The organism is Gemmatimonadota bacterium, assembly GCA_009838845.1.
Lineage (GTDB): Bacteria > Latescibacterota > UBA2968 > UBA2968 > UBA2968 > VXRD01.
The window spans coordinates 1-23,512 of record VXRD01000124.1; the positions used below are offsets into that span (position 1 = coordinate 1).

Here is a 23,512-nt window from a genome sequence, read left to right on the forward strand (position 1 = left end):
GGGAGGGTTTATCCCCAAATTTAAGGCTAATTTAAACATTGCTAATTAATACGTTTTACATCAAATTTAGTGGCAAGGGCAGTCCCATCAAACCACCCTTGCCGTATCCGCATAGCCATTTACCATCTAACCTGGAGTTGTCAGATGAAACAACAAGGAATGTCCATAGCTACGCAGGATTTAGCTAAAGTACTAATTAGCAGAATGGAAATTGAAATGCATTCAAAAGGGTCTATGACGGACGAAATCGAATATCAAATAAACACATTCAGGTATAAAATGCTGAAAGATCACGCAGAAAAGCTGAAAATAAAGCAATGAATTTCCGCTTAATTCGGGCTTGTTATCTTAGTTCTTTTCGCTGTTTGGGCACGTAGAAAAGTGTTGCTTCGCCAGTAATTATTTACTATAACAGCGAAAAGTGGCAAAGGGGCTATTACCAGTAGCCCCTCCGCCCAAACATTCATCCGCCGCAAACGAATGAAAGGAAACAAGCTATGAGCATTATTAAAGTGATGGAAAAGTTCAAAAGTCAAGAGGATTGTATAGAGTTCCTTGAGTATTTGCGATTCAACGGCAATCCTTACTGCCCTCTGTGCGGCAATCACAATGTAAGCAGGAAGAATCCGCAGGATGCGACAGAACGTTGGAGATGTCGAAGCTGTCGAAGTTCATTTAATGTCTTGAGCGGGACGATATTCAGTGGGACGAGGACACCTTTGAGAATCTGGTTTCTTGCAATCGTTTTGATGACGTACCAAAAGAAAGGCATTTCGAGCTACGCATTGGCAGAACTGCTTGATATATCACAAGATAACGCTTGGAGGATACAGGACAAGATAAGACAAGAGATGTATGCCGAAGCCAACGAAACGCTTGTGCAAGCAATCACAGGAATTGCTGAAATGGACGAGACGTATGTGAGCATCAAAACAGAGTATCCACACAGTTCTTGGACGGACAAGATGGCAATTCTCGGTGTGACTTCAAGAACAGGCAAGGTCGCTATGAGAAGAACATACAGTACTGATAACGAGTCTATGCAATGGTTTGTATCTCAATATCTTGATTTGAACAACGTGACGCTCTATACTGACCAATATAGAGGATACGCCAAAATGAAAGAAATTGTAGAACATGCATTTGTGAAAAGAAAATACGGTAAATTTATTGACGATATACATACGAATGGAATGGAGAGTCTTTGGACTGTCGTCAAACGTACGTTCAGAGGGACATATTATCATTGTAGCGAAGAACGGATTAACAATTTTCTTGCTGAAATCTCATTTCGACTTAATTGGAGACACCTGAAAAGAGAGCAGATATTAAAGCAATTCCTCAAATTCTGTCTGTTCAAGCATCGAGATATAACATATCACGTTATAAATGATAGCTGGATGCTGTGACCAACGGGGCATTAGAAGCCTGCTTAGAACAATTATTTATTTTCGTTTGACAATCCATTTTTAGTCGTTATATTTACCGCGTCGCTAATCCGCAGATCCCGTTTAGACGGGTATGTCTGCTAAATAAAATAGCTCTCTCAAAGATTCAGGGTCGCTCCTTGAATTAGAGCAAATAGGCAGGACAACCGCGTTCTAAATTTTCTGCGCGATTGGCGACAAATGCCCGTCATCAAGAGGATGCGAGCAAACGTCAACCCAAGCGGAGGATATAGCGATGCGTCTTTGCATTTTAGCAGTAACAGTTTTCTTTGTGGTATCAGGTTGTTACACAGCAACGATTGACACAGGACGTAAACCCTCAACAATTGTTGTGCAGAAGAATTGGGCACATGGTTGGCTGTTCGGATTAGTACCACCTTCAACTGTCCAAGTTGCCTCGAAGTGTACCAACGGAGTAGCAAAAGTTGAAACTCAACTTTCATTCCCAAATCAAATTGCAAATGCACTCACAGGTGGATTATATTCGCCAATGACTATACGCGTGACTTGTGCAGAGAAATCAGATCTGAGCAAGATTGATAGCGAGACCAATTTCTCAATAAGCAAGGACGCATCAACCGAAGAATATCAGAACGTATTTATGTTAGCAGCCAATGCCGCAAAAGAGTCAGGAGAAACAATATTTGTTAGGATGAAAGACGAGGAAATAAGAATTGACTTCTGACAGATGTTTGAATATTTGGGGGCAGGTGTTGGACGCACCTGCCCCGTAGCCCGATCATTCCAATTTAACCCTTTTCAGAGACATTAAATTTATGACCGAGCAAAATAAAGAAGAATTGAGAAAGCAGCACGAAGAATTAGCGAGAGGCTTGGCAGAGATAAACAATCCTTTGTCTTACCAAGATGTGTTACGCAGACAAACAATTGCGGACTATAAGAGTCAGAGGAACCCAAAGGACTTTTTCAAGAAATAACTTCCAGACCTTTCCCATTTCACACCTGGAAGTCGAGGGCATTGGATCAGTATTGATCTGATGCCTATTTTGTTGCGTCAATAACCCGTTGATCCCGATATATCAGAAGAGGGATTTGATCGTGTTCACAATCGGAGTTTTTGGGATTATTACCGATGACAAAGACCGCGTCTTGTTGTGCCACCGACGCGACTTCGATTTGTGGAATTTACCGGGTGGTGGCGTTGAGGCAGGCGAGAGTCCGTGGGCTGCTCTGGTGCGAGAGATAGAAGAAGAAACGGGTTTGAAAGCTGTGCCCGTCCATCTCAGTGGGGTGTACAGTAAAACAGATAAGAATGAGATCGTGTTGTCATTTTTTTGCCAGGTTACAGGGGGTACAATCCAGCTTACCGATGAGGCGGATCAGATTGAGTATTTTCATTTAGATCGTATCCCGAGCAACACGTCCCTAAAGCAGGTCGAACGCATCAAGGATTACTTCGCGGACAAGACGAGGACCTATTACAAGGTACAAACAGGACCTTCTGCTATTGATTTGATCAACGTTTGAATGAGTCAAGATGAAATCCCATAAATTTACTGATTATACGTACTTAGAAATCAAGGATATGGTTGACGCCGGGTGCCTGGCGATTGTACCCACGGGATGCACCGAGCAACAGGGTCCGCATTTGTCAGTGGATTTCGACACATGGTTTGCGGAAGCTGTTGCGTTGGAGGCAGCGCAGTATGCGGCACGCTGTCACGATGTACGTGCTCTGGTTTTGCCAGCTATGCCATTTGGTCCCACGCCCGAACATCGGGGTTTTGGCTCAGGATATGTCAATATCCCGCACGTTGTTCATGAAGCGTATGTCTATTTTGTCCTTGAATCGCTGGCAGAGCAGGGCTTTGGCACTATTGTTGTCTGGCGCGGCTGCGGTGAGCATCGACTGCAGGAGGCGGTGGACAGGTTCAACGCGAAATTCCATCCGGGATGCAAAGCTTGTCTTCCACCCCTGCCATATCACGACATTTGGTGCCGTGTAGCTGATCCCAGCGTTCCAGGTGGTCACGCCGATAGTTTTACGACTTCGATTGCGATGTATCAACGCCCGGACACGGTTAGACTCGAGAACATCCCTTCGTCCAGTTCAAGAGAAGTGAATTGGGATGATCCGCATCTCGATTTCACAAAATACTCAGATACTGGTGTTATTGGTGATGCGACCAGAGCGAGTGCGGAGTTGGGACGCAGGCTTTGGGATGAGGTCATATCGACTACAGCGGGGATTTTCAGAGATGCTATTGAACTTTCTGAGTAAAGGACGACGTCTGTAAACCACAACAGGGAGGTAAATTATGATTAAGCGACTTGTATTTGGTGGATCGGTTATTGAGTCGATCCCGGCAAATGTCGGGTTGGCGATTCTCAGGGTGTTTGTAGGGTTGAGTATGGCATTGGGACATGGATTGGGGAAGATCCCACCTTCTGAGCGGTTTGTGACCATTATAGAAAATTTGGGGTTTCCCTTGCCCGAGTTTTTTGCCTGGATGGCAGCCTTTTCGGAGTTTGGCGGCGGGCTATTGTTGGCACTGGGATTACTCACGCGACCAGGGGCGTTTTTGATATGCTCGACCATGCTGGTGGCCGGGTTCTTACAACACGCAGCGGATCCATTCAGCACGAAGGAGATGGCATTTCTGTACCTGGTTATTACAGGGATGTTCGTGGTTATCGGTTCGGGAAAATACGGGATAGATCCTCTGATACGATCGCGTGACTCACATTTATAGCACTTCCAATAAATCAGTCAGAATATCCCGCGGAGATAGCACTGATGGTAACAAGACTCGCCAGCATGAAAGATATCCGCGCTCTATTCCGCGATAAGCCGGATGTAACCCGTGGACAGATTGATGCGCTTTTTGAGAAACATAGTTTCAGTTCGTCCCGGTCTATCAGGCGCTTGGAGACTAATTTCACAAACCAGATTTTTCTGGTGGAGACTCGCGTCCACGGACGGGTGATCTTGAAGATACAGTTTCGCCAATCCCTCGGTTTCAGTTTGAAAACCGAGTTCGTTGCCACAAAGGCATTGCGCACCACCGCCGGTGTTCCGGTGTCTGAATCTCTGGTGTACGATGGCGATGGAGAATCAGAATGTCTTTTGATCCCATGCGAGTTGGGGAAGTCGGGACTCAATTACTACCTGGGCGCGCCTCGATCACAGCGACTACAGTTAGGCGCATTACTGGGACAAACAGTGGCACATATTCACAGCCAACAGTGTCCGGGAGAGCTTAAATCACAGAAAACGAGTGATCTTGCTTCGTGGGAAGTGACGATCCGGGAAGCAATGTTTGGCGACGGGGTGTTGGCCTCTTCCATGGCGGCAACCCTGCCGGAACTCTGGAGCAGGCTATTGGTTGCTACGGACCCGGTGTCCGAAGTCAGAGTACAAGGCAGCAACGTATTCCTGTGGGGCGAAGCAGGACTCCACAATGTGCTCGTGGAAAACGGCAACTCACTGCGTATTTCAAATGTCCATGATTTCCAATCAGCTGGCTGGGGGACGGCAGCCTATGACCTGCGGCAAGCCGAAGGAGAATATGTGACCAGGCCGAGTTCGGAGTATTTCGAACCCGGATACGTTGATGCTTTTCGATCTTCCTATAATGCCGTCATCGAAAAGCCCCTTATGGAATTGTCGCCTGTAGAGAAGATGGTCCTGTCAATTGTCGCGAATCTCCGGATGATAAGGTTTTTCTGGGACTGCGGTCGTCTTCTACATCCCAGGACGCCTGAATTCCTGAGCGCGGCGGTTTCCGATCTAGAGCACCTGCATGGCGTAGCTGGGTAAACCAACCCACACTGTTCGTGGACCTGTTTTGTAATATAGAAACCATTTTGTCGCTAAAACTGTCACAAGATTAGAAAATCTTCGTGGTAAAAACACTATCTATCAGAGAAAAGGCGTCATTTCATGCAATCCCATTTGGCTTTTCTTCATACTTCACCAGTGCATATCGGTACTTTCAATCGGCTTATGGAGGAAGCTTCTTTAGAATTACCCGTTAGACATATTGTAGAAGAGCAATTTCTGACAGAGGCTCGTGACAGAGGAATCACTCAAAATCTGGATGAACGTATTCGGGATTGTATCCTCTCCGAAAGAAAAAAAGGCGCAACTGTGATACTCTGCACATGTTCTACAATTGGAGCAAGTGCGGAAAAAGTAAATCATTTAACAGATGGTGTTATTGTTCGAATCGATAGACCCATGGCGGAGAAAGCAGTCGAAATAGGTTCTCGAATTATTGTTGCTGCCGCACTTGAGAGTACGATTGCTCCAACTCGTGACCTTATTCTTGAAACCGCAAAAACGCGCCAAAAGCGCGTTGAACTTATTGAGGTTTTTTGTGCTAATGCTTGGATCAGATTTGAGGAGGGAGACCACAATGGATATTTTAGTGAAATAGCCCGAAATATAAAAGACAAAGCACCTGAAGGAGATGTCATTGTGTTGGCACAAGCCTCTATGGCGGGAGCCGCAAATTTGTGCCCAGAAATTTCAATTCCAATCCTCAGCAGCCCTGAAATAGGCTTAATGTATGCAGCCAATGTTTGGAAACAAGTTGGAGACTGAAAATAGAATCCCTATTTGTAGAGTGATGCCTTCACTATTTCGAGGCTATCCCAAGAGTTTAGTCTATGTTTGTTGTTGTGATCATTTCAGCCAATATTGAATGGGATGCTATCGGGAGAATTTTTTCCGATTCTGACCTACAAGCATCTCCTTATGGACAATGGTTTGAGACGCACCTTGACATTAAGGGTGGGCAACAGCCAGCCATATTTTTTCACGGAGGATGGGGTAAAATTTCGGCAGCATCATCAGCACAATATGCTATTGATCGATGGTCTCCAAATCTCGTGGTGAATCTGGGAACTTGCGGTGGATTTAAAGGCGGGGTTGAGAAGGATACGATTGTGCTGGTTGAGCGTACGGTTGTCTATGATATTGTCGAGCAGATGTTGGATGCCGAGGAAGCGATCAGAGATTATACAACTGAGATTGATCTTTCGTGGTTAAGTGAGCCATATCCCCATCCCGTGTTGAGAACTGTTCTGGTATCAGCAGACCGCGACCTGGTGGCAGAAGATATTTCGGTTTTGAAGTCCAAATATGGTGCAGTAGCAGGGGATTGGGAATCGGGCGCAATTGCGTGGGTAGTAAACCGAAATAAGGTCAGATGTCTCATTTTACGCGGAGTTACGGATTTGGTTGGGTCTGAAGGCGGCGAAGCTTATGAAGGCAATGTGCAGATTTATGTAGAAAATACAGAGAGGATAATGAATGATCTGGTTTTGCATCTTCCCAACTGGATTGAGCAGGCGATATGAATAGCAAAAGTTCACATAAAGGACGTTATTTGTAATGGCAAGGAAGAGACTTTGCATAATCGGTTTTGGCAGAATGGGAAAGCAGGCAGTAAATGCATTCGCAGATCAATTCCAAATTGAAGTTATTTCGAGTCGCGATATAAGCTCTGAACTGGTCGATGTTAGAGCGCGACAGTCAAGCAACAATACTGAAAGTCTTTCCGAGGCAGATGTCATTTTTTTAGCTATTCCGGTCTGGGCACTTAGCAAATGGGTTCCGAAGATCAATGAGCATGCCAAATCTGATTGCGTTGTGATTGATTGTTGTACAGCACGACTTGCTGCAGATAGGGAACTGTCAACATTGAATCGAGAGAGGTTTGGACTATCGCATCTCGGTCCAGGCAATATACCCCTATTTGGAAAAGCGGATCCCGAGATATCAGCGTGTTTGAAGCGAATGGGTTGTAAGCTGATCCCCAGGACTGCAGAAGATGAAGATCGCAGAACTGGACCTGGTATGGCACATTTCATTGGGATGGCTCTTGAACTCTATCTACCGGAGGAAGAGCGCGAGAAGTTGCCATCTGGAGCAGGCAGGTTTCTCCTGCAACTGATTGAACACCTGAATACGAACTCGCCTTCCACATATAGAGAGACGCAATTGCTGAATCCGTTTATGGCAGATGCCCGAAAAAAGGTAATCAAGGCTCTTGTGCAATTCGATGAGGCGCTCAATAGAGGAGAATTTAACTTCCAGGCCTATCCGCGCGATAAGTGGAGAGATTGACGTACTCCCAAAGCTGAAGCATTGGGATTCTTGTTGCTTCAGCAGGGATTGTGGTATCAACGGCAGTAGCCAGCTATTCAAGCCTGGTCTTACGCTGCCTCCGCCAGAGGTGGACGCCCCCACCTGTGAATGTTTATCGCTGCGTTGAGGTCTCTATCTATTTCAAGACCACAGCCACAGCGGAATGTTCTTTCTCGCAATTCAAGATTCTCTTGTAACATGCCACATGCGGAGCATGTCTTAGATGTGGGTAGCCACTGGTCGAGTTGCCGAACTGTCTTGCCTGTCTTTTGTGCGACATACTTGAGGATGGTCAAGAAGTCGGCAAAGCCCAGGTCGTTAATCTTTCTGCCCCACAACTGTTGGATGGCTTTGATATTCAGCTTTTCAAAGCACATTACGTCATATTGCCTGCAAAGATGGTAGGCAAGTTGCCAGTGATAGTCCCTGCGCTTTGAGGCAACACGCCGATGCACTCTGGCAAGGTTTACTCTTGCGCTATGGCAGTTGTTGCTGCCTTTCTGCTTACGTGACAGATTGCGGTTGGCTTTTTTCACCTGTCTGGCGTTGCGAGAAAAGAACAAAGGCGATTGTGTTCGTGTGGTGTCTGAGGCTGTCAGGTATGTTTTCAAGCCAAAGTCAAAGCCTGCGGTTTTACCGTTCTTGGCAATGAATGACTTGATACCTTCAGCCTTTGCAACAACACATAGCCACAAGTCACCTACACGGTCACGCTTGATTGTGACCGTCTTGATACTTGGACTTGACCCGTTTTGGTGGGTACCTTATCAGTAATCAGAAAGGAGCCCCACTATGCCACCAACACGTCCGCCTTATCCAGCCGAGTTGAAACGCCAGATCATTGAGCTTGTGCGCGCTGGTCGCTCTCCATCCGAGTTGGCCAAAGAGTTTGAGCCAACCGCCCAGACGATCCAAAACTGGATACGCCAGGCTGATCGAGATGAGGGCCTTCGAGAAGACGGCCTGAAGAGCGATGAGCGCGAAGAGTTGCGTCGTCTTCGACGTGAGAATAAGCAGTTGCGCATCGAGCGCGAGATACTCTCAAAAGCAGCGGCCTGGTTCGCAGCGGAGACCGACGCGAACCCAAGAAAATCTTCGCGTTCGTGAAAGCGCACCAGGCACTTTGGCCTATCGCCACACAATGCCGAGTCCTGGGTGTTTCCCTCAGTGGGTATTATGCCTGGCGAACACGTCCACCCTCTAAACGAGCAAAGGTCGATATGGACCTGAAGAAGCAGATCAAAGTCTTTCACACCCGATCAGATAGCACCTATGGTGCCCCTCGCATCTTTAAAGACCTGATGGATATGGGTATCCGAGTAGGCAAGAAGCGCGTGGCACGTCTGATGCGTGAGATGACCATTTGTGGCGTTTCTCGCCGCAAGAGCACACGAACGACTGTTAAGGCGCATCAGGATAGAAAGGCTCCCGATCTGATAAAGCGCGACTTCACTGTGGCAACGGTCAATAAACTCTGGGTGGCTGACATCACCTATGTACCTACCTGGTCGGGCTTCTTGTATCTCAGTGTTGTCGTAGATGCCTTCTCCCGCCGCGTTGTGGGCTGGGCAATGGCGAGCCACTTGCAAAGTGAGTTGGTCTTATCGGCTTTAAATATGGCACTTTACCAGCGCCGACCCGAAGACGTGATCCATCACTCTGACCAGGGGGCGCAATATACCTCCATAGCATTTGGAAAGCGTTGTCAGGAGGCTGGCGTACGTCCCTCAATGGGAGCTGCCGGCGACTGCTATGACAACGCACTGTGCGAGAGCTTTTTCGCCACCTTGGAGTGTGAACTGATCAATCGCCGATCCTTCCGTACGCATAAAGAGGCTCGGTTGGCTATCTTCTCCTACATTGAAGGGTGGTATAATCCGCATCGCAGGCACTCTTCCATTGCTTACCATGCACCGATAGCTTATGAAAAACTGCATCAATCACAGGCTTGATACACAAGCCCTAAACTCTCCACCATAGCGGGGTAACTCCAACTATCTACATCGAAGTTTCTGCTTTTATGGTATCTGAATACACGCTTGCCGATACGCACTTTGTTACCAGAAAGAAATTTGTAGCCTGCCTGCGCCAGCGTATAGGACTGATACCGAAAGCGTGACCTGAATGTGGGCGGTCGCTTGTTGTCTCTGGCAAAGAACTTCTGGTAGCCAAAATCTATGCGAAATACCACATCTTGCAATGCCTGAGACGGTAGCGCACTCCAATGACCAAACCGCTCAGTTTTTTTCAGTTTTGTCAGATGCTTCTTCAGTGCATACTTGTTCGGATACTTATTGAAACGCTGATAGTATCTCTTGTGCAAAGCTATGAAGTGGTTATACACGCCCGCAAAAGCGTCTATCTCATAGTGCAGGTACTTGTTGCGGTCACACACCGAATACAGCTTGAATTTGTAAGTTATATAGTCCACTATACGCCCTTTTGATTTTCGACGTAGCGTTTCAGAACTCCAAGCGTCACTTCGCCAGCGGTTGCTACAAACTTACTCCGCGTCCACAAAGACGGCAATCTGCTTTTAAGTTCTGGATATTCAGACCGCAGAATATGAGCCGTATAGCCTTTGAGCCTGCCTACAACACTACTCACTGGCTTTGACGGCGTAACAGAAAGAAGCAAATGAACATGATCAGACAAGATTTCACAACCTTGCACTTCATAGCCATATTCGCACTGCTTCTCAAGCAATAAGTCTTTCAGTCGGGTTTGCATGTCAACAGACAGCACTTGGCGTCGATATTTGGTACACCAGACAACATGATAATGGCAACTGAAAACTGCACTGTGCGAGGTGTGATATTTCATGTCAGGACTTTTCAACTTCACGATCAACCCCTTGTGTTAGATTGTATAGGTTCAATCTAATAAATACATAGCACATTGTCATGTAGAATTATTCGAATAGTCTGGTTGATTCACCACCCATATCGCATATTCGCGATATGCCCCAGGCTAAAGCACCGCCCCATAAATTTTAGCGCGTTACATCCCAAGTCTGAAGGACTTGGGGATTACGCGCATTTCAGCTAAATCGCATGCAGACGTACGAATCAATCATTCGAAATGCGCTAACTGAGCCTGTAGAATCCATTATTCAGTTGGATGAAGGCTGGACGCATGTGGTTTTGGAAGTAAACGCGAAGTGGATATTCCGATTCGTTCGGGATCTATCAAATACTCAGCTTGCTGTTGAACAGGCTTTTCTACCCCTTTTCCAGAAAGACTCACCACTATCGATCCCGGAAATACAGCACTCGGGTAACAACTACATAGCCTATGAAAAGATAGAGGGTGACAAGTTTTCTGAGACGATATTTCAGAATCTCGGTCAGAGGGAGAGAAAGACTACGGCAGAAGCTTTGGGCAATTTTCTGTCTTGTCTTCACGCCGTTGCATTCGAACACCAGTATATCAAGGTTGCTCCATTTGGAGGTAAAGATTTTTGGCGGGAATTGTGGCCTGCCGTGTCTCCGCGCCTGCGAGGGCATACTCGGGAGAAAGCCGAAGACTACTTCCAACGAGCAATACCGAAAGTCACGTCTGCCACATATCAGAACGTCATTGCTCACTCGGACTTTGGTACCAACAATGTCCTGATTGATGCGGCACAATCAAAGATTGTTGGGGTGATTGATTTCGGCGATTTGAGTATCAGCGATCCTGCTGTTGATTTTGCAACGTTTTACCGCAGGTTCGGGAAGCAGTTTGCCGAGGATATGGTTGAACACTACCAATTGCCTTTGGGGAAGAACTTCTGGACGCGGGTGGATTATGAGTCAAAGCGGAAGCTCTTTTTTGTTGTTTTTTTTGCTCTGAATTACGGATTTGAGCAGTACGTACCTGGTGTTGTCAGGGCTATTGAATCCCAATTTGTAGATTGATGCCTTCACTATTTCGAGACTATTCCAAAAGTTCAGTCAAAAGGTGTGGGAAATGAAGGTCGGTGATCTGAGCAAGTTCAAGTGCGTTGTTTTCGATTTTGGTTTTACGTTGTCCTCGGATCTCTATTTCAAGGTATCCCCACCAGAATGCCCCGAGTGGCACGATATTATTCAAGAGCATGTGTTCGCCAATCGGCCTGTCTGCAGGATGTGGATGACGAATACCCTGGGTCTTAGAGATATTGCGGCCATTGTCTCCGATCACGCGAATATGGATATTTCTGCGGTTTTGGAAACTATGGAGTTGGGATGCAGGGATCTTGACTTTAACGAGGCAGTCCTGAATTTCGCGCTTGCGCAGAGAAGTCAAGGGAGACGTACCGCGATTGTAACTGCCAATATGGATGTTTTTTCAGATGTCGTTGTTCCATCGCATAGATTGGACGAGAAATTTGACGTGATTATCAATTCTTCCGATTACGGAGAAAACGATAAGCGCGCACTCTGGCCGATTGCATTTAAGGCGCTGGGAGATGATATCCACTATGGAAATAGTCTTTTGATTGAAGATGGCAGCAAGGAGCCAGAGTTGTTCAGAGGTTGTGGTGGTTTTGCCTATGAGTACACTAATGACGAGAGTTTTCTCAGGTGGTTGGACGAGGATGTGCTCTGACTGGAAAAGAGAGATATGGAAATGCTGTCGGAACTTATTCAAACAGACCGATTGATACTCAGGCGGTTTAGCCTTGTGGATGTTGAGGATGTTTTGTTATACGCATCTGATCCGGAATGGGCACGCTTTCTTCCGGTTCCCCAGCCCTATACGAGATCAGATGCCGAAAAATTTGTAGCAGGTCAAGTGTTGCAGGATCGCAAAACACGCGTGTCCTGGGCGATTGAACACGCTGGCTCTGTTATTGGTGGGATTAATATTGGATTTGATTTTGATAATCGCGTTGGCGAAATGGGCTATAGCATTGCCCGACGCTTTTGGGGAAAAGGATTGACTACGGAAGCTGTGGGTGCTGTTATCGACGAATCGTTTTCAGGCTATCCAGATTTGAATCGCATTCGCGCTACAGCCGATGAGAGAAATGTGGGTTCTCTCCGAGTAATGGAGAAGCTGGGCATGGTCCGTGAAGGTGTCTTGCGCCAGGATATCTATCTAAGAGATGAATTTAAAAACATGGTATGGTGTGGGTTATTGCGTGATGAATGGGAGGCTCGAAAAAATAGGTGAAGTGTCCCCTCATCTTTTGCGTAAATTCGGCAACCCGCGGGCCGGTATCAGCTATTACCCAACCCCTGCAAAGTAGCCATTCTTGACCGTTTGATCGGAGACAGTGAAATGGAAAATTACCGTCGTGCTAAGAAGCATATTGAGGTATCCGTAGGAGAATCTGTCCGTATTATCCGCGAGCTTCAGGAACTTAGTCAAAATGAGCTTGCCAGACGCACAGGCATTCCCCAATCGACTATTTCGGCCATCGAAAATAACCGCATCCAGCTTGGAGTTGAGCGCGCCAAGGTACTCGCTCGGGCGTTGGAGTGCCATCCGGCTGTTCTCGTTTTCCCCGGTTGGGAAATTAGACAGATCACCGCCGCTTGAACGGCAGTCTATTTCATTATGCGAATCAGTTTAAAGAAAGCATCTATTAGAGATGCCGAAGCTATTCACCGGCTTCAGATTGAGTCATTTTTGCCACTGCTTCGCAAGTATCGGGATTACGAGACTAATCCAGCCAATGAAGATGTTGAACGGATTATCGACAGATTAAAGCAGCCCCATACCACTTATTACTTCATTATGCTTGACGGCGTGCGAATCGGAGCGATCAGAATTATCTACGATGACGAGGTGAGACGGGCGAGGATTAGTCCCATGTTTATCGTTCCAGAGCATCAGGGGAAGGGATATGGTCAAGATACCATCGGGCTTGTTGAGGATGTTGTTGATGCGGAGCGCTGGGAGCTTGAGACGATTTTACAAGAGGAAGGTAACTGTTATTTTTATGAGAAAATGGGATACAGGAGAACTGGCGTTACGCGAGAGATCAATGACAGAATGACTATTGTTTTTTATGAGAAATTATGATGAGTGATACTGTTGCCGAATTTGAGATGCCGATGTTGGATCCCTGTCCATTTTGTGAAAGAGTTGCTGGACGCGGTGAAAGTAGGCATGTTATCAATTCGACAGAAAAGACGCTTACGTTGCTCAATCCCAGGCAGTTTGAAATCGGACAGCTTCTCGTTATCCCTCACCGACATGCACCGACGATATTGGATCTGACGGATGATGAGGCTGGTGAAATTATGAAGACTGTCCGAATAGCATCAGAAGCACTTGTTAAAACTTTCAATCCGGATGGGATTACGGTCTATCAGAATAACGGTGTGGCCAGCTTGCAAGAGGTGCCGCATTTTCACATGCACGTTGTTCCTCGCCGGAAGTCGAGCAATTGGGGGAGTGGACCACCTCATATCGCTGCCTTACAGCCAAAAGATGGGAGTTTGAAGCAGAAGGTGACCGTGTCATGGGAACGGGCGGAAGAGATTGCGTCTATTATAAGGCCGAATTTTAAGACGATTTAGATAGGACAGTATATGGCAAATATGCATGATCTCACAAAAGAACACGCGCTTGAGCGGGGCATACTCGTCGGGCTTGCGCTGCCCGGCATTTCACTGGGCGAAGCACAGGACACGCTTGACGAACTCGGGCTTTTGGCGGATACGGCGGGTGTTGATGTTGCCGTGCAGGTGCTTCAGGAACGCGGGCGCAGAGACCCTGCGTACCTGATTGGTCGCGGCAAGGCCGAAGAACTCGTCGAACAGGTCGTAGAACACCATGCACAAGTTGTTATTTTTGACGAAGATCTCTCGCCGGCACAAACCCGCAATCTCGAAACCCTGCTTGAAGTTAAAATTATCGATCGCAGCCGACTCATCCTTGATATCTTTGCCAGTCGCGCCAAGACTCGAGAAGCCCAGACTCAGGTCGAGTTGGCTCAACTTATCTATATGTTGCCCCGGTTGACCCGTCAATGGACCCATCTTTCGCGGCAGGCTGGCGGTACTGGTGGCACTGGCGGGGTGGGTACGCGCGGCCCGGGTGAAACGCAGCTCGAGGTGGATCGGCGCGCGACCAATCGCCGCATTACTATTCTCAAACAAGCACTGGGCCGCATTGCCAGACAACGCGAGATTGCCCGCAAACAACGCACCGATATTTTTCGCGCAGCACTTGTCGGCTATACCAATGCGGGCAAATCCACCCTTATGCGTGCCCTTTCTGGCGCCGATGTGTTGATCGAAGACCGGCTCTTTGCCACGCTTGATTCCACTACGCGGCGCGTCTCCCTCGGTTATAACCGCGATATTCTTTTGTCCGATACTGTTGGTTTTATTAAAAAGCTGCCCCACCATCTGATCGCTTCTTTTCACAGTACCCTTGAAGAGGCAATCGAAGCCGATCTTTTGCTGCATGTAGTTGACGTCAGTCATCCAGCTTGTGAAGAACACATCGCTACGGTGATTGAGGTGCTTGGGGAACTCGATGTGGCCGATAGACCGACTATGATGGTGTTTAACAAAAATGATCTGTTAGACGATCGGGCCAGACGCAAATATCTAAAAGCGACATATCCCGACGCGGTCTGGCTTTCTGCTGAGACGGGCGATGGACTCGAAGACCTGCGGTTGGCGATCTACAACCACCTTGAGGGCGACCGTCTGACGCTCGTGGTTCAGATTCCGCAACGCGAGGGCAAACTCCTGTCAGAACTCTACCGCATTGGCGAGGTTTTGCACACGGACTACAAGGGCAATGATGTTTTAATGGAGGTTAAACTCAGCCAACACAATGCACGGCGTCTTTTGCCCAATGGTCGTTATCAAATCATGTGCTGAATGCGATTCGGTATCAGCGGGTCAGCCTTTCGGATAGGCATAAAAAAACGCGCGTCATAAACGCGCGTTTTTTTGTCTATTGCAGTGTCGATCAATCTGCTACCTGCTCGACTTCTTCCTGCTTTTCTATATCCATCTCTTCTTGTTTTTCTATATCGCCCTCTTCCTGTTTCTCTTTGTCCTCTTTCTGGTTTTTTATATCTACAGCATTGGGTGCTACAGCGCATGTCCCGCGCAATACAGCACCTTTTTCGACTATCAGCACCTGAGTTGTAATATCGCCATCAACCTCAGCACTGGGGCCAAGTCTTACGGAGTGCGAGGCGTCCAGAGGTCCTTTGACACATCCGTCAACAACCGCATCTTTTACCTGAATCAAATCGGCATCTACTTCTCCCTGAGTACTGACGATCAGTGAACCAGAAGACGTGATTTTTCCGCGAAAAGTCCCATCTACTCGGATACTATCGGCGATCTGAAAATGCCCTTCCACAACCGACCCCTCGCCCACAATTGTATCGATGGCTTCTACGTGGTCTTGTTTGTTCAACTTCGCTAATTTTGAGGTAAGAAATCGTGCGGATTGCATGCCCGTCCCCCTTCGATAACTTCGTAGTGTAAATGAGGTTCACGGCTTTGCGTTGAGGTGCCTACCTGTGCAATATATTGCCCTTGTCTGACATAGTCCCCTTCTTTGACCAGCAGTGCGCGGTTGTGACCATACCGCGTCGTATAAATACCACCGTGATCAATAACCACCATATGTCCCAACTCGGGATCGAAATCTGCAAATGTCACCTGTCCATTGGCTGTGGCCTGCACGGGTGTCCCTGCACTGGCGGCGATATCAATCCCCGAGTGGCATTTTTTTAATACGCCACTCGGAGATAACCCATTGACGCAGTTGTCTCCCACTTCAAATGCGCGTGCCACCCACCCAAGAGAAGGGGGTACAGGCCAGATTGCGGGAATCCAGTGCATTTCCAGACCACTACGTGGCTTGTTTTGCACCAATAGGGTTGATATTTCATAGTATCCTTCAACGTACTGCGCTTCATCGGGTATTGGCGACAAGCCCATGTGACCTGCCAATATAGAACGCAATTTTTGCTCTCCGACCTGCATGCGCATTACCACTTGCGCCAGTTCATCCACGCGGGCAACGTCGGCGTATAGACGCTCATTTTCCTGTTCAAGAGTTTCTGCAGTGTTTTTCCAGGATAGGGCCTGCCAGAAAAAAAATAGACCGATAAATATCATACACAGCGCAAAGGCCAATCCCGAGCCTATCCCCAATAGCATGCGATAACTGAGCTTAAATTTCAGGGTCCTTGAACCATCGTCTGGAATGACCAGCACTGAAAAATTTTTGCGTTGCCAGTTCAACACGCCTCCCAATGATTTGAGCTGTGGGGTGTGCAATATAAGGGGCACTAAACCAGAAGTCAACGGGCGTTTTTAAGTGTGTGATCGGCCAAAATGTGAAAAAGATCGGGCAAACACAGCCCCGCGAGTGCCCATATAACGATTTTGAAATCCAGGTCTTTCAAGTCGTCAAACGACATTTTCCAACCCAGATCAAAGAATGCGTTGGCTATAGCTGCGATTGCGTACACAACTATGAAAATATAAAGCACCCGGGTCAGGGTGCCCACAATCGGCGTATGAGAAAGTCCTCTGTGTTTGAAAATATGAGAATAAGGCCGCCACAGCAAACGCAAAATCCCCCAGTTTTTCAACGGGTCACTGGCTTTTAAGTCCAGGTCGGGCGATAGTAAAAACGTGCCAAATAAGTAGGCAACCACAAAAACAGTTCCGTATTCGACCATTTCATCGCGTCCGAAATATTCGACGAGGGGATTCCAAAAGCAGGCTCCTATGCCGATAATGATTACCAGCAAAAAAAGATCAATCCGAGTATGTGTTTTACCCGATGGCATGTCAAACGCCCTCCACAAATACCATGCAAAAAAGGGTCAACACTCACGCGAGCATTGACCCTTTTTTTATTTTTTATGCTTTAAAACCCTTTTTTTAACTGAACCTGCATCTTTCTCTGAAACACATCGCCTTTTATATCTAATGCCACACCTTTGATATTCACGATGCCTCGATTCATTTCCGGGGGAGGCAAACCACTCTCGTCTTCTTTCATAAACAGATGCACGGAAAAAAGAATCGCTGCGCCACCGGCAACGCCCAATACTGCGGCGCGGGTGTCATGGCGCTTGGAATTATCGTAAAATTCTCGTGCCAATGCAGAGGTGCCGGCTTGTTTGTAAAGATCATAAGCATCATTGGCCTCTTTTTTTGCATCGAATGCTTGCTTAACCAGAACGCCACCCAGGCCAAACATCAGTGCACTGTGAAATTTTGATCGCATCAAAAAGTCCTTACCTACAGCCTGGGCAGGTACAGCCATGCTCAAGATCAGAGCAGCCGCAACCAATCCCACACCAGTTCGATAAAACATACCCATAAACTCGCCTCCGTATTATTCAGGATTTCCGACAACAGGTGTGCCGACTTCGCTTTCCAAATTCGCCATTTCGATCAGATAGTTGTATTTTGACTGCACGAGATTATTGCGTGCATCAAACAAATCGCGCTGAGCGGTCAATCGCTCGAGAAAAGTTCCCCCGCCAAAATTATACCGCTCTTCTTCCAGCTTAAAATTTTCTTCAGCCGCTTGCACTGCCACTTCATTTGCTTCGATCAAACGCCGAAAGCGCTCCAGGTTGAGATAGCGCAGTCGAAGGTCCAATGCTTTTTGTCGTTTGGCCTGATCTAACTGTTCCTGACTGCGCAAATACAGCAACTTTTGCCGTTTCAGGTTGATGCTCGTATTGAAGTTAAAAAGGGGCATGGTCACGCCGATACTAAAACTGTAATTATAGTTCTTGAGGAATATGTCTTCTATACCGCCAAATTCCTCATCCTTACCAATGCTCCAGCTATAAGCACCCGTGCTCATCGTTATTCTGGGATGGTACAAACTCTTTCTCGTCGCATTATAAGTGTCCCGGGACGCCAGCATACTGTACTTGGTACCCAGAATGTCGGGGTGTTCTTTAAGGGCTATAGATAGTGCATCGCTTTCAGAATATTTCGGAGTCAGAAGTTCAAACTCTTCTTCTGATGGAATAATATCCACATCCGTGCCCAGGCCCATTGTAAATGCCAGGTTTGACTGGGCGATGAACACGGCATTTTCTCGCTGAATCAGAGTTGCGCGCAAACCCGCCAGATTTGATCTTGCGTTCGTTACCTGCAAAATTGCAGCGGACCCAATTTCGTACAATGTCTCTGCCCTGCGCAGACTTTCTTCGGATACTCGCACGCGCTCTTGCTGGACTTCCAATAATTTAATGGCTTGCAACAATAGAAAGTAGCGCTGCTTGGTTTGAAAAATGATCGTTTGGCGAGTGACTACTTGTTGCATTTGCGTTTGCATCAGACTGTTTTTTGCGCTCGATAGCAGGGAGATGATCTGACCGTCATAAATCGGCATTGACAGTCCACCAATTCTGAAGTTCTGCCCACCACCAATTCGATCTTCCCCCAATAACTGCACCAGAGTACCGGTCGTCTGATCCAGAACTTGTCCTTCACGCGGTCCCTGAACACTTCTATTGAGCCCCCAGTTCATCGTAGAATTAGTCGGGAAAAAACTATTTCGCGCATTATCTACCTGGGTCTCAGCAATCGCAACCGTGTATTTAAATTGCTCGATCTGGGCACTGCTCGTCAGCGCGATCTCCACACACTCGTTTAGCGTGAGGCGCATTTCCCGCCGCTCTTCTTGAGCATTGGTATTCACACTGGCAAAGATAATTGCCAATACAGCAATATATTTAACGCAACGCATCGTTCAAATCTCCATGTTTCGGCAAATAGGATGACTATCGTTGTTACAAGGGTTAGACGACAAAACGCCCAAAAAGTTACCGGGTATTTGCTTCCTGGCCATAAAGAACTACAAGTGTTTAAGAAAATGGAAAGTTGTCAAAAGTCAATTGGAAAAAAATCTTAGGAGTTGGGGACTGGTCATTCGCTGCGGTCCATTAGAGAATATACGGTTGGAATAATTACCAGTGTTAATAGGGTGGAACTGATTAGTCCGGCAACGACGGTGATCGCCATTGGCGTGCGGATTTCTGCGCCATCGCCCAGGCCGAGTGCCATGGGCAATAATCCCAGCACGGTTGTCGATGTGGTCATCAAGATGGGGCGCAATCGCACTTCGCCGGCCTGCGCAATTGCTTCCAATTTGGACAGACCACTGCGCCGCAGATGGTTGATATAATCTACGAGCACAATGGCATTGTTCACCACAATGCCCGCCAGCATGATAACGCCCAAAAACACCACGACGGAAAGAGGTATGCCCGTGAGAAATAGAATGACGATTACGCCAATCAGTGCCAGTGGAATGCTAAACATAATTACGAATGGATGGAGAAATGATTCAAATTGCGAGGCCATTACGATGTACACGAGAAAAATTGCGAGAGCCAATGCAAAGGTCAAACTGTTCAACGATGTCTCCATTTCTTTGTTTTGCCCGCCAATGACCATCGACACATCCTGGGGTACTTCCATTGTTTCCAGTGCCTGCTGAATCATAGCGGTCATTGTTCCCAGGTCTATACCGCTCACATTGGCTGAAATCAGAACTGCGCGCTGTTGATCTATGCGCCGAATTTCACTCGGTCCTTCGTGTACTTCAATTTCGGCTATCGCAGATAGGCGAATGGGCACTTGCTGTCGTCCCGGGTTCACCACCAGCCGACGCAACTCAGTTACTCCGGCGCGGTCGGCCTCATCTACGCGCACCAGCACATCAATGCGTCGGTCGGCCTCTCGAAATCGCGTCACCACATTGCCCTGTACTTTTTCGCGCACCAGCGAGGCTACCTGACGCACATTCAAGTTGTATTTTGCTAACAATTCACGCTTATAGACAATTTGCACTTCCGGGTTGCCGCGCTGAAGGCTCGATTTCACATCGTAAAGTCCGGGAATCTCGCTCATTACCCGCTCGGCTTCGCGCCCCAATTGGGTCAATGTTGGCAAATCATAACCGCGAATTTCTACTTCTATAGGTGTCTTAAAACTAAATAGTGCAGGACGTGAAAAATCGGCTTTTATCTGCGGCAAATCCGAGAGCCTGTTTCGCAAATCAGCCATCAATGCGTCTTCGCGCTGTGCCAAAACACTTTCCCCTTTGATGCCGCCCCAAATACGTGCGGGCAATGTCAGGAGGTCTTGCCCCCAACCCGCCATTACATTTTGGGGGATCTCTGTTTCGATATCCTCCAGCACTACAGACACAACTCCGGTGTGCTCGCCCTGATCAGACGATGTGATATCGGTTTTATCCACGCCAACTGTCGAAGAAATCGCGCCCACATCATAAGCATCCATCACCCGCGATTCGATGAGCTTCAGGGTTTCATCGGTCATTTCGAGCGGTGTGCCTACGGGCAAACCAATATCCACATTAAACTCGCCCTGATGCACCTGTGGGATCAATTCATTGCCCAATCGGGGCAACAAGACCATCCAGCATATCGCAAAAGGCACCACAGCACCCGCTACAATGCTCAGTCTGTTGTGCAAAGCCCAGCGGATAAAAGGTGTGTAAGCGCGCCGAATGGCTGCAAAACCGCGCTCAAACAAAAACAGTACTGGCGCGAGGATGGGCAACAGGACAAGGGCGATCACCAGCAATGCGACCAATCCGGTTAAAAATACAAACATGAGTGCCAGAATCAGTATTTTGCCGACCAAGATGAGTGTTGTAAAGATCAGAAATCGAAGAAGAAAATAAACCGCACCGAGCACAAAGAGCAGCAAAACGCCTACTGAGCCAAGGAGCACGGGTGCGATTTTTAAGACGCGCTTCCAGATCGCGTGCTTCCCGACCCAGCGGAACAGACGCTTCAATGTACTCCCTGTCCATCGCATTTGCACACTCAAGTCGCGTCCCAAATTTTGGGGCGTTACAAATGCCAGCAAATCATCCCATATGATCCGCACCCATGCTTTGCCAAACAGGTCGCGATCCTCAGCCCAGGTGCACAGAGGTCCCCACAGGCGATTTATTTCCCGACGCCATAAGGGTCCGGAACCGAGCCAGCAATAAAATCCCCATCCGGGATAGATGATGGGGTATAGAAGAGCGGCCAATACGGTGAATACGGCTTTGAGTGCCACGATCGCAATTACACTTGCAAGCCACAATGTGCGGGCGATGTATTCGCCCAGTAAATAGATAAAGCCAATTGGCACGCGCATCAACAGCGTGCTAAAATTCATGGCGTGATATTGAAGCGCATTTTCGCCCCTGTTTTTCAGGCCCATGCCTTCGAGTAGCCACGCGACCGAACGCAATTGCAATACTTCAGACTGCATTAGACGCTCGCCTTGTCCTTCGCTATTGCCGCGTGCCAGATGCACTTGCCGAGAAGCCAGCATGGGGATAAAGAATAGCGCGACGCCCAGAGATGCCAGGAGTGAAAAAACAACGGTTAGTGCCATGTCGCCAAAAATCTGCCCGGCCACGCCTTCGACAAATACAATGGGAAAAAACACCGCCACAGTTGTCAGCGTGGATGCAAAAACCGCTCCGCCGACTTCCCCGGTCCCCCGGATGGTAGCCGAAATCATATCGTCGCCTTCTTCGCGACATCGAAAAATGCTTTCCAATACCACAATGGCATTGTCAACCAGCATTCCAATACCGAGTGCCAGCCCTCCCAGAGACATGATATTCAGGGATACGCCAAAAATGTTCATGGGGGCAAATGTCGCCACAATTGAAATCGGGATGGCGAGGCCCACAATAGCTGTGTGAGATGGATTGCGAAGGAAGATGTACAGGACCAGTATGGCCAATAACCCGCCTATCAGCGCGGTTTGCTTGACCTCATTGACCGATGATTCAATAAATGTCGATTGATCGGACAGCATTTCCATGGCCACGCCTTCGGGCAATGTAAAGGCGATAAAACTCGTCATCTCCTTCATCTGCACAAATTGCCGCACCTGTTCCCGCCGGTCGTTGGCTTTGGCTTTTTCGATCTCGCCCGCTTTGAGTTTTTCTATGTATGCCAATTGTTCGGGTGTGCCGAACAGGCGGTCGCGCACGCGCTGTGCTGTGGCTACGATATTGGCGTCGGCTTCCTTAAAAATTTCGATTTCTACACTTTCTATGCCATTGACCCGCGTGATGATCTCCCGCTCCTTGTGCGTGCGATAAACTTGCCCCACATCTTTTACCCGGATTTCAATGTTGTTGCGGTCGCCTACCACCAGATTGGCAATTTCGTCAATGGTGCGAAATTCATTCAGCGTACGCACGAGGTACTGCGTTTGTCCGTCCAGCAAACTGCCGCCGGCCAGGTTGACATTTTCCTCTTGCAACCGCCGGTTGATGGTGTTGATATTGAGTCCCATCAGTGCCAATTGCCGTTCGCTGATTTCAACCCGAATTTCTTCTTCGAGTCCGCCTTTTACACGCGCCGCTGCTACGCCTTTGAGCGCTTCCAGTTCTTGCTTGATTTCTTCTTCGGCGATATGGCGCAATACATACATATTTTCGGTGCCGTAAATCCCAACGCGCATGATTGGGTCTTGCGTGGGGTCGTAGCGCAATATCAATGGGCGATTGACCCCGCGCGGCAAGTTGAGGCGGTCGAGGTTTTCGCGCACTGTTTGCACGGCGTCATTCATATCGGTGTCCCAGCCAAATTCCAAAATGACATCGGACATGCCGGGTCTGGAGATCGATGTAATGCTTACGAGATTGCTCACAACCCCCAGGCGCTGTTCAATGGGCCTTGAGATCAAATTTTCAACTTCTTCGGGTGCGGTATCGGGATATTCGGTACGCACTGTTAATGTTGGATATGAAATGTCGGGCATCATGTTTAGCGGCAGTTGCTGATAAGACACATAACCAAATACGGCAACGGCCAGGACGACCATAAAAATCGCTACGGGCCGCCGGGTTGTAATCTCAAATGTGCGAGAAAAATCCCGTTTTACATTGTCCCGAACTTCCGATTCCATATTGTTCTCCATGTGTCGCTCCGCATAAAAAATCAGCGAACCGCCCACACATTAAGGTCTGC

Annotated in this window: 26 protein-coding genes; 17 read left to right on the forward strand and 9 right to left on the reverse strand. The window is 47.8% G+C overall.

What is annotated here, in order from left to right:
• The first annotated feature begins 497 nt into the window (after positions 1 to 497).
• The 9 genes from F4Y39_16715 (at position 498) to F4Y39_16755 (ending at position 7,542) form a co-directional block, all read left to right on the forward strand.
• A complete protein-coding gene (locus tag F4Y39_16715; GenBank protein MYC15364.1) occupies positions 498 to 1,409 on the forward strand; it encodes an IS1595 family transposase in 912 nt (303 codons plus the stop codon).
• A 274-nt stretch (positions 1,410 to 1,683) separates the two neighbouring features.
• Positions 1,684 to 2,133 (forward strand): hypothetical protein, encoded by a 450-nt coding sequence (locus F4Y39_16720; protein MYC15365.1) that lies wholly within the window; start codon positions 1,684 to 1,686, stop codon positions 2,131 to 2,133.
• Between the two features lie 341 nt (positions 2,134 to 2,474).
• Positions 2,475 to 2,936 carry an NUDIX domain-containing protein gene (locus F4Y39_16725; protein MYC15366.1) on the forward strand — a complete coding sequence of 154 codons (462 nt, stop codon included), beginning with the start codon at positions 2,475 to 2,477 and terminating at the stop codon, positions 2,934 to 2,936.
• A gap of 10 nt (positions 2,937 to 2,946) precedes the next feature.
• On the forward strand, positions 2,947 to 3,690 hold the full coding sequence (locus tag F4Y39_16730) for a creatininase family protein (GenBank protein MYC15367.1): 744 nt from the start codon (positions 2,947 to 2,949) through the stop codon (positions 3,688 to 3,690).
• A 34-nt stretch (positions 3,691 to 3,724) separates the two neighbouring features.
• Positions 3,725 to 4,162, forward strand: a complete 438-nt coding sequence (locus F4Y39_16735) for a DoxX family protein (GenBank protein MYC15368.1) — start codon at positions 3,725 to 3,727, stop codon at positions 4,160 to 4,162.
• Positions 4,163 to 4,206: 44 nt separating this feature from the next.
• Entirely contained in the window at positions 4,207 to 5,229 is a 1,023-nt protein-coding gene (locus F4Y39_16740) for an aminoglycoside phosphotransferase family protein (protein ID MYC15369.1), read from the forward strand.
• A gap of 123 nt (positions 5,230 to 5,352) precedes the next feature.
• Positions 5,353 to 6,015, forward strand: a complete 663-nt coding sequence (locus F4Y39_16745; GenBank protein MYC15370.1) for a hypothetical protein — start codon at positions 5,353 to 5,355, stop codon at positions 6,013 to 6,015.
• A gap of 65 nt (positions 6,016 to 6,080) precedes the next feature.
• Positions 6,081 to 6,773 (forward strand): 5'-methylthioadenosine/S-adenosylhomocysteine nucleosidase, encoded by a 693-nt coding sequence (locus F4Y39_16750; protein ID MYC15371.1) that lies wholly within the window; start codon positions 6,081 to 6,083, stop codon positions 6,771 to 6,773.
• A gap of 34 nt (positions 6,774 to 6,807) precedes the next feature.
• On the forward strand, positions 6,808 to 7,542 hold the full coding sequence (locus F4Y39_16755; protein MYC15372.1) for a hypothetical protein: 735 nt from the start codon (positions 6,808 to 6,810) through the stop codon (positions 7,540 to 7,542).
• Positions 7,543 to 7,631: 89 nt separating this feature from the next.
• Here the strand turns inward: F4Y39_16755 and F4Y39_16760 are convergent, their stop codons facing one another.
• Positions 7,632 to 8,099, reverse strand: a complete 468-nt coding sequence (locus F4Y39_16760) for a transposase (GenBank protein MYC15373.1) — start codon at positions 8,097 to 8,099, stop codon at positions 7,632 to 7,634.
• 256 nt (positions 8,100 to 8,355) lie between these two features.
• On the opposite strand from F4Y39_16760, the gene F4Y39_16765 reads away from it, so the two are divergent.
• Positions 8,356 to 9,515, forward strand: a protein-coding gene (locus F4Y39_16765) for an IS3 family transposase (protein ID MYC15374.1) whose coding sequence is annotated in 2 segments (ribosomal slippage) — positions 8,356 to 8,605 and positions 8,605 to 9,515 — 1,161 coding nt in all. Because the reading frame shifts where the segments join, the coding sequence is not laid out codon by codon here.
• On the opposite strand, the gene F4Y39_16770 is transcribed toward F4Y39_16765, so the two are convergent.
• Both F4Y39_16770 and tnpA read right to left on the reverse strand, forming a co-directional pair.
• The gene (locus F4Y39_16770; GenBank protein MYC15375.1) at positions 9,500 to 9,994 is read right to left on the reverse strand and encodes a hypothetical protein; all 495 of its coding nucleotides are present in this window, start codon (positions 9,992 to 9,994) and stop codon (positions 9,500 to 9,502) included. The genes F4Y39_16765 and F4Y39_16770 overlap by 16 nt on opposite strands.
• Complete coding sequence (gene tnpA / locus F4Y39_16775; GenBank protein ID MYC15376.1) at positions 9,994 to 10,386, reverse strand: IS200/IS605 family transposase; 393 nt, start codon at positions 10,384 to 10,386, stop codon at positions 9,994 to 9,996. The genes F4Y39_16770 and tnpA overlap by 1 nt, the downstream gene beginning before the upstream one ends.
• Before the next feature lie 230 nt (positions 10,387 to 10,616).
• Here tnpA and F4Y39_16780 point away from each other — a divergent pair, with 230 nt between their 5' ends.
• The 7 genes from F4Y39_16780 (at position 10,617) to hflX (ending at position 15,374) form a co-directional block, all read left to right on the forward strand.
• Positions 10,617 to 11,462, forward strand: coding sequence for an aminoglycoside phosphotransferase family protein (locus F4Y39_16780; GenBank protein MYC15377.1), 846 nt, complete (start codon positions 10,617 to 10,619; stop codon positions 11,460 to 11,462).
• Between the two features lie 52 nt (positions 11,463 to 11,514).
• Positions 11,515 to 12,135, forward strand: a complete 621-nt coding sequence (locus tag F4Y39_16785) for a hypothetical protein (GenBank protein ID MYC15378.1) — start codon at positions 11,515 to 11,517, stop codon at positions 12,133 to 12,135.
• 15 nt (positions 12,136 to 12,150) lie between these two features.
• On the forward strand, positions 12,151 to 12,702 hold the full coding sequence (locus F4Y39_16790) for a GNAT family N-acetyltransferase (GenBank protein ID MYC15379.1): 552 nt from the start codon (positions 12,151 to 12,153) through the stop codon (positions 12,700 to 12,702).
• A 108-nt stretch (positions 12,703 to 12,810) separates the two neighbouring features.
• A complete protein-coding gene (locus tag F4Y39_16795) occupies positions 12,811 to 13,071 on the forward strand; it encodes a helix-turn-helix transcriptional regulator (protein MYC15380.1) in 261 nt (86 codons plus the stop codon).
• An 18-nt stretch (positions 13,072 to 13,089) separates the two neighbouring features.
• On the forward strand, positions 13,090 to 13,557 hold the full coding sequence (locus tag F4Y39_16800; protein ID MYC15381.1) for a GNAT family N-acetyltransferase: 468 nt from the start codon (positions 13,090 to 13,092) through the stop codon (positions 13,555 to 13,557).
• Positions 13,554 to 14,057 carry an HIT family protein gene (locus F4Y39_16805; GenBank protein MYC15382.1) on the forward strand — a complete coding sequence of 168 codons (504 nt, stop codon included), beginning with the start codon at positions 13,554 to 13,556 and terminating at the stop codon, positions 14,055 to 14,057. Before F4Y39_16800 ends, F4Y39_16805 begins: the two co-directional genes overlap by 4 nt.
• Positions 14,058 to 14,078: 21 nt before the next feature.
• Positions 14,079 to 15,374, forward strand: coding sequence for a GTPase HflX (gene hflX, locus F4Y39_16810; protein MYC15383.1), 1,296 nt, complete (start codon positions 14,079 to 14,081; stop codon positions 15,372 to 15,374).
• A 91-nt stretch (positions 15,375 to 15,465) separates the two neighbouring features.
• On the opposite strand, the gene F4Y39_16815 is transcribed toward hflX, so the two are convergent.
• The 6 genes from F4Y39_16815 to F4Y39_16840 all read right to left on the reverse strand — a co-directional run bounded on the left by F4Y39_16815 (position 15,466) and on the right by F4Y39_16840 (position 23,462).
• The gene (locus F4Y39_16815) at positions 15,466 to 15,963 is read right to left on the reverse strand and encodes a polymer-forming cytoskeletal protein (protein ID MYC15384.1); all 498 of its coding nucleotides are present in this window, start codon (positions 15,961 to 15,963) and stop codon (positions 15,466 to 15,468) included.
• Positions 15,930 to 16,760, reverse strand: coding sequence for a M23 family metallopeptidase (locus F4Y39_16820; GenBank protein ID MYC15385.1), 831 nt, complete (start codon positions 16,758 to 16,760; stop codon positions 15,930 to 15,932). Before F4Y39_16820 ends, F4Y39_16815 begins: the two co-directional genes overlap by 34 nt.
• Positions 16,761 to 16,819: 59 nt before the next feature.
• A complete protein-coding gene (locus F4Y39_16825) occupies positions 16,820 to 17,314 on the reverse strand; it encodes a hypothetical protein (GenBank protein MYC15386.1) in 495 nt (164 codons plus the stop codon).
• Between the two features lie 80 nt (positions 17,315 to 17,394).
• Positions 17,395 to 17,853 (reverse strand): hypothetical protein, encoded by a 459-nt coding sequence (locus tag F4Y39_16830; GenBank protein ID MYC15387.1) that lies wholly within the window; start codon positions 17,851 to 17,853, stop codon positions 17,395 to 17,397.
• 15 nt (positions 17,854 to 17,868) lie between these two features.
• Positions 17,869 to 19,242 (reverse strand): TolC family protein, encoded by a 1,374-nt coding sequence (locus F4Y39_16835; GenBank protein ID MYC15388.1) that lies wholly within the window; start codon positions 19,240 to 19,242, stop codon positions 17,869 to 17,871.
• Positions 19,243 to 19,421: 179 nt separating this feature from the next.
• A complete protein-coding gene (locus F4Y39_16840; GenBank protein ID MYC15389.1) occupies positions 19,422 to 23,462 on the reverse strand; it encodes an efflux RND transporter permease subunit in 4,041 nt (1,346 codons plus the stop codon).
• Positions 23,463 to 23,512: the final 50 nt, after the last annotated feature.

Excerpts from the sequence above, each read along its gene's own strand:
- F4Y39_16715 (MYC15364.1), top strand. The coding sequence starts at position 498 with ATGAGCATTATTAAAGTGATGGAAAAGTTCAAAAGTCAAGAGGATTGT.
- F4Y39_16720 (MYC15365.1), top strand. The coding sequence starts at position 1,684 with ATGCGTCTTTGCATTTTAGCAGTAACAGTTTTCTTTGTGGTATCAGGT.
- F4Y39_16730 (MYC15367.1), top strand. The coding sequence starts at position 2,947 with ATGAAATCCCATAAATTTACTGATTATACGTACTTAGAAATCAAGGAT.
- F4Y39_16740 (MYC15369.1), top strand. The coding sequence starts at position 4,207 with ATGGTAACAAGACTCGCCAGCATGAAAGATATCCGCGCTCTATTCCGC.
- F4Y39_16745 (MYC15370.1), top strand. The coding sequence starts at position 5,353 with ATGCAATCCCATTTGGCTTTTCTTCATACTTCACCAGTGCATATCGGT.
- F4Y39_16750 (MYC15371.1), top strand. The coding sequence starts at position 6,081 with ATGTTTGTTGTTGTGATCATTTCAGCCAATATTGAATGGGATGCTATC.
- F4Y39_16755 (MYC15372.1), top strand. The coding sequence starts at position 6,808 with ATGGCAAGGAAGAGACTTTGCATAATCGGTTTTGGCAGAATGGGAAAG.
- tnpA (MYC15376.1), bottom strand. The coding sequence starts at position 10,386 with ATGAAATATCACACCTCGCACAGTGCAGTTTTCAGTTGCCATTATCAT.
- F4Y39_16780 (MYC15377.1), top strand. The coding sequence starts at position 10,617 with ATGCAGACGTACGAATCAATCATTCGAAATGCGCTAACTGAGCCTGTA.
- F4Y39_16785 (MYC15378.1), top strand. The coding sequence starts at position 11,515 with ATGAAGGTCGGTGATCTGAGCAAGTTCAAGTGCGTTGTTTTCGATTTT.
- F4Y39_16790 (MYC15379.1), top strand. The coding sequence starts at position 12,151 with ATGGAAATGCTGTCGGAACTTATTCAAACAGACCGATTGATACTCAGG.
- F4Y39_16795 (MYC15380.1), top strand. The coding sequence starts at position 12,811 with ATGGAAAATTACCGTCGTGCTAAGAAGCATATTGAGGTATCCGTAGGA.
- F4Y39_16800 (MYC15381.1), top strand. The coding sequence starts at position 13,090 with ATGCGAATCAGTTTAAAGAAAGCATCTATTAGAGATGCCGAAGCTATT.
- F4Y39_16805 (MYC15382.1), top strand. The coding sequence starts at position 13,554 with ATGATGAGTGATACTGTTGCCGAATTTGAGATGCCGATGTTGGATCCC.
- hflX (MYC15383.1), top strand. The coding sequence starts at position 14,079 with ATGCATGATCTCACAAAAGAACACGCGCTTGAGCGGGGCATACTCGTC.
- F4Y39_16815 (MYC15384.1), bottom strand. The coding sequence starts at position 15,963 with ATGCAATCCGCACGATTTCTTACCTCAAAATTAGCGAAGTTGAACAAA.
- F4Y39_16825 (MYC15386.1), bottom strand. The coding sequence starts at position 17,314 with ATGCCATCGGGTAAAACACATACTCGGATTGATCTTTTTTTGCTGGTA.
- F4Y39_16830 (MYC15387.1), bottom strand. The coding sequence starts at position 17,853 with ATGGGTATGTTTTATCGAACTGGTGTGGGATTGGTTGCGGCTGCTCTG.
- F4Y39_16835 (MYC15388.1), bottom strand. The coding sequence starts at position 19,242 with ATGCGTTGCGTTAAATATATTGCTGTATTGGCAATTATCTTTGCCAGT.
- F4Y39_16840 (MYC15389.1), bottom strand. The coding sequence starts at position 23,462 with ATGGAGAACAATATGGAATCGGAAGTTCGGGACAATGTAAAACGGGAT.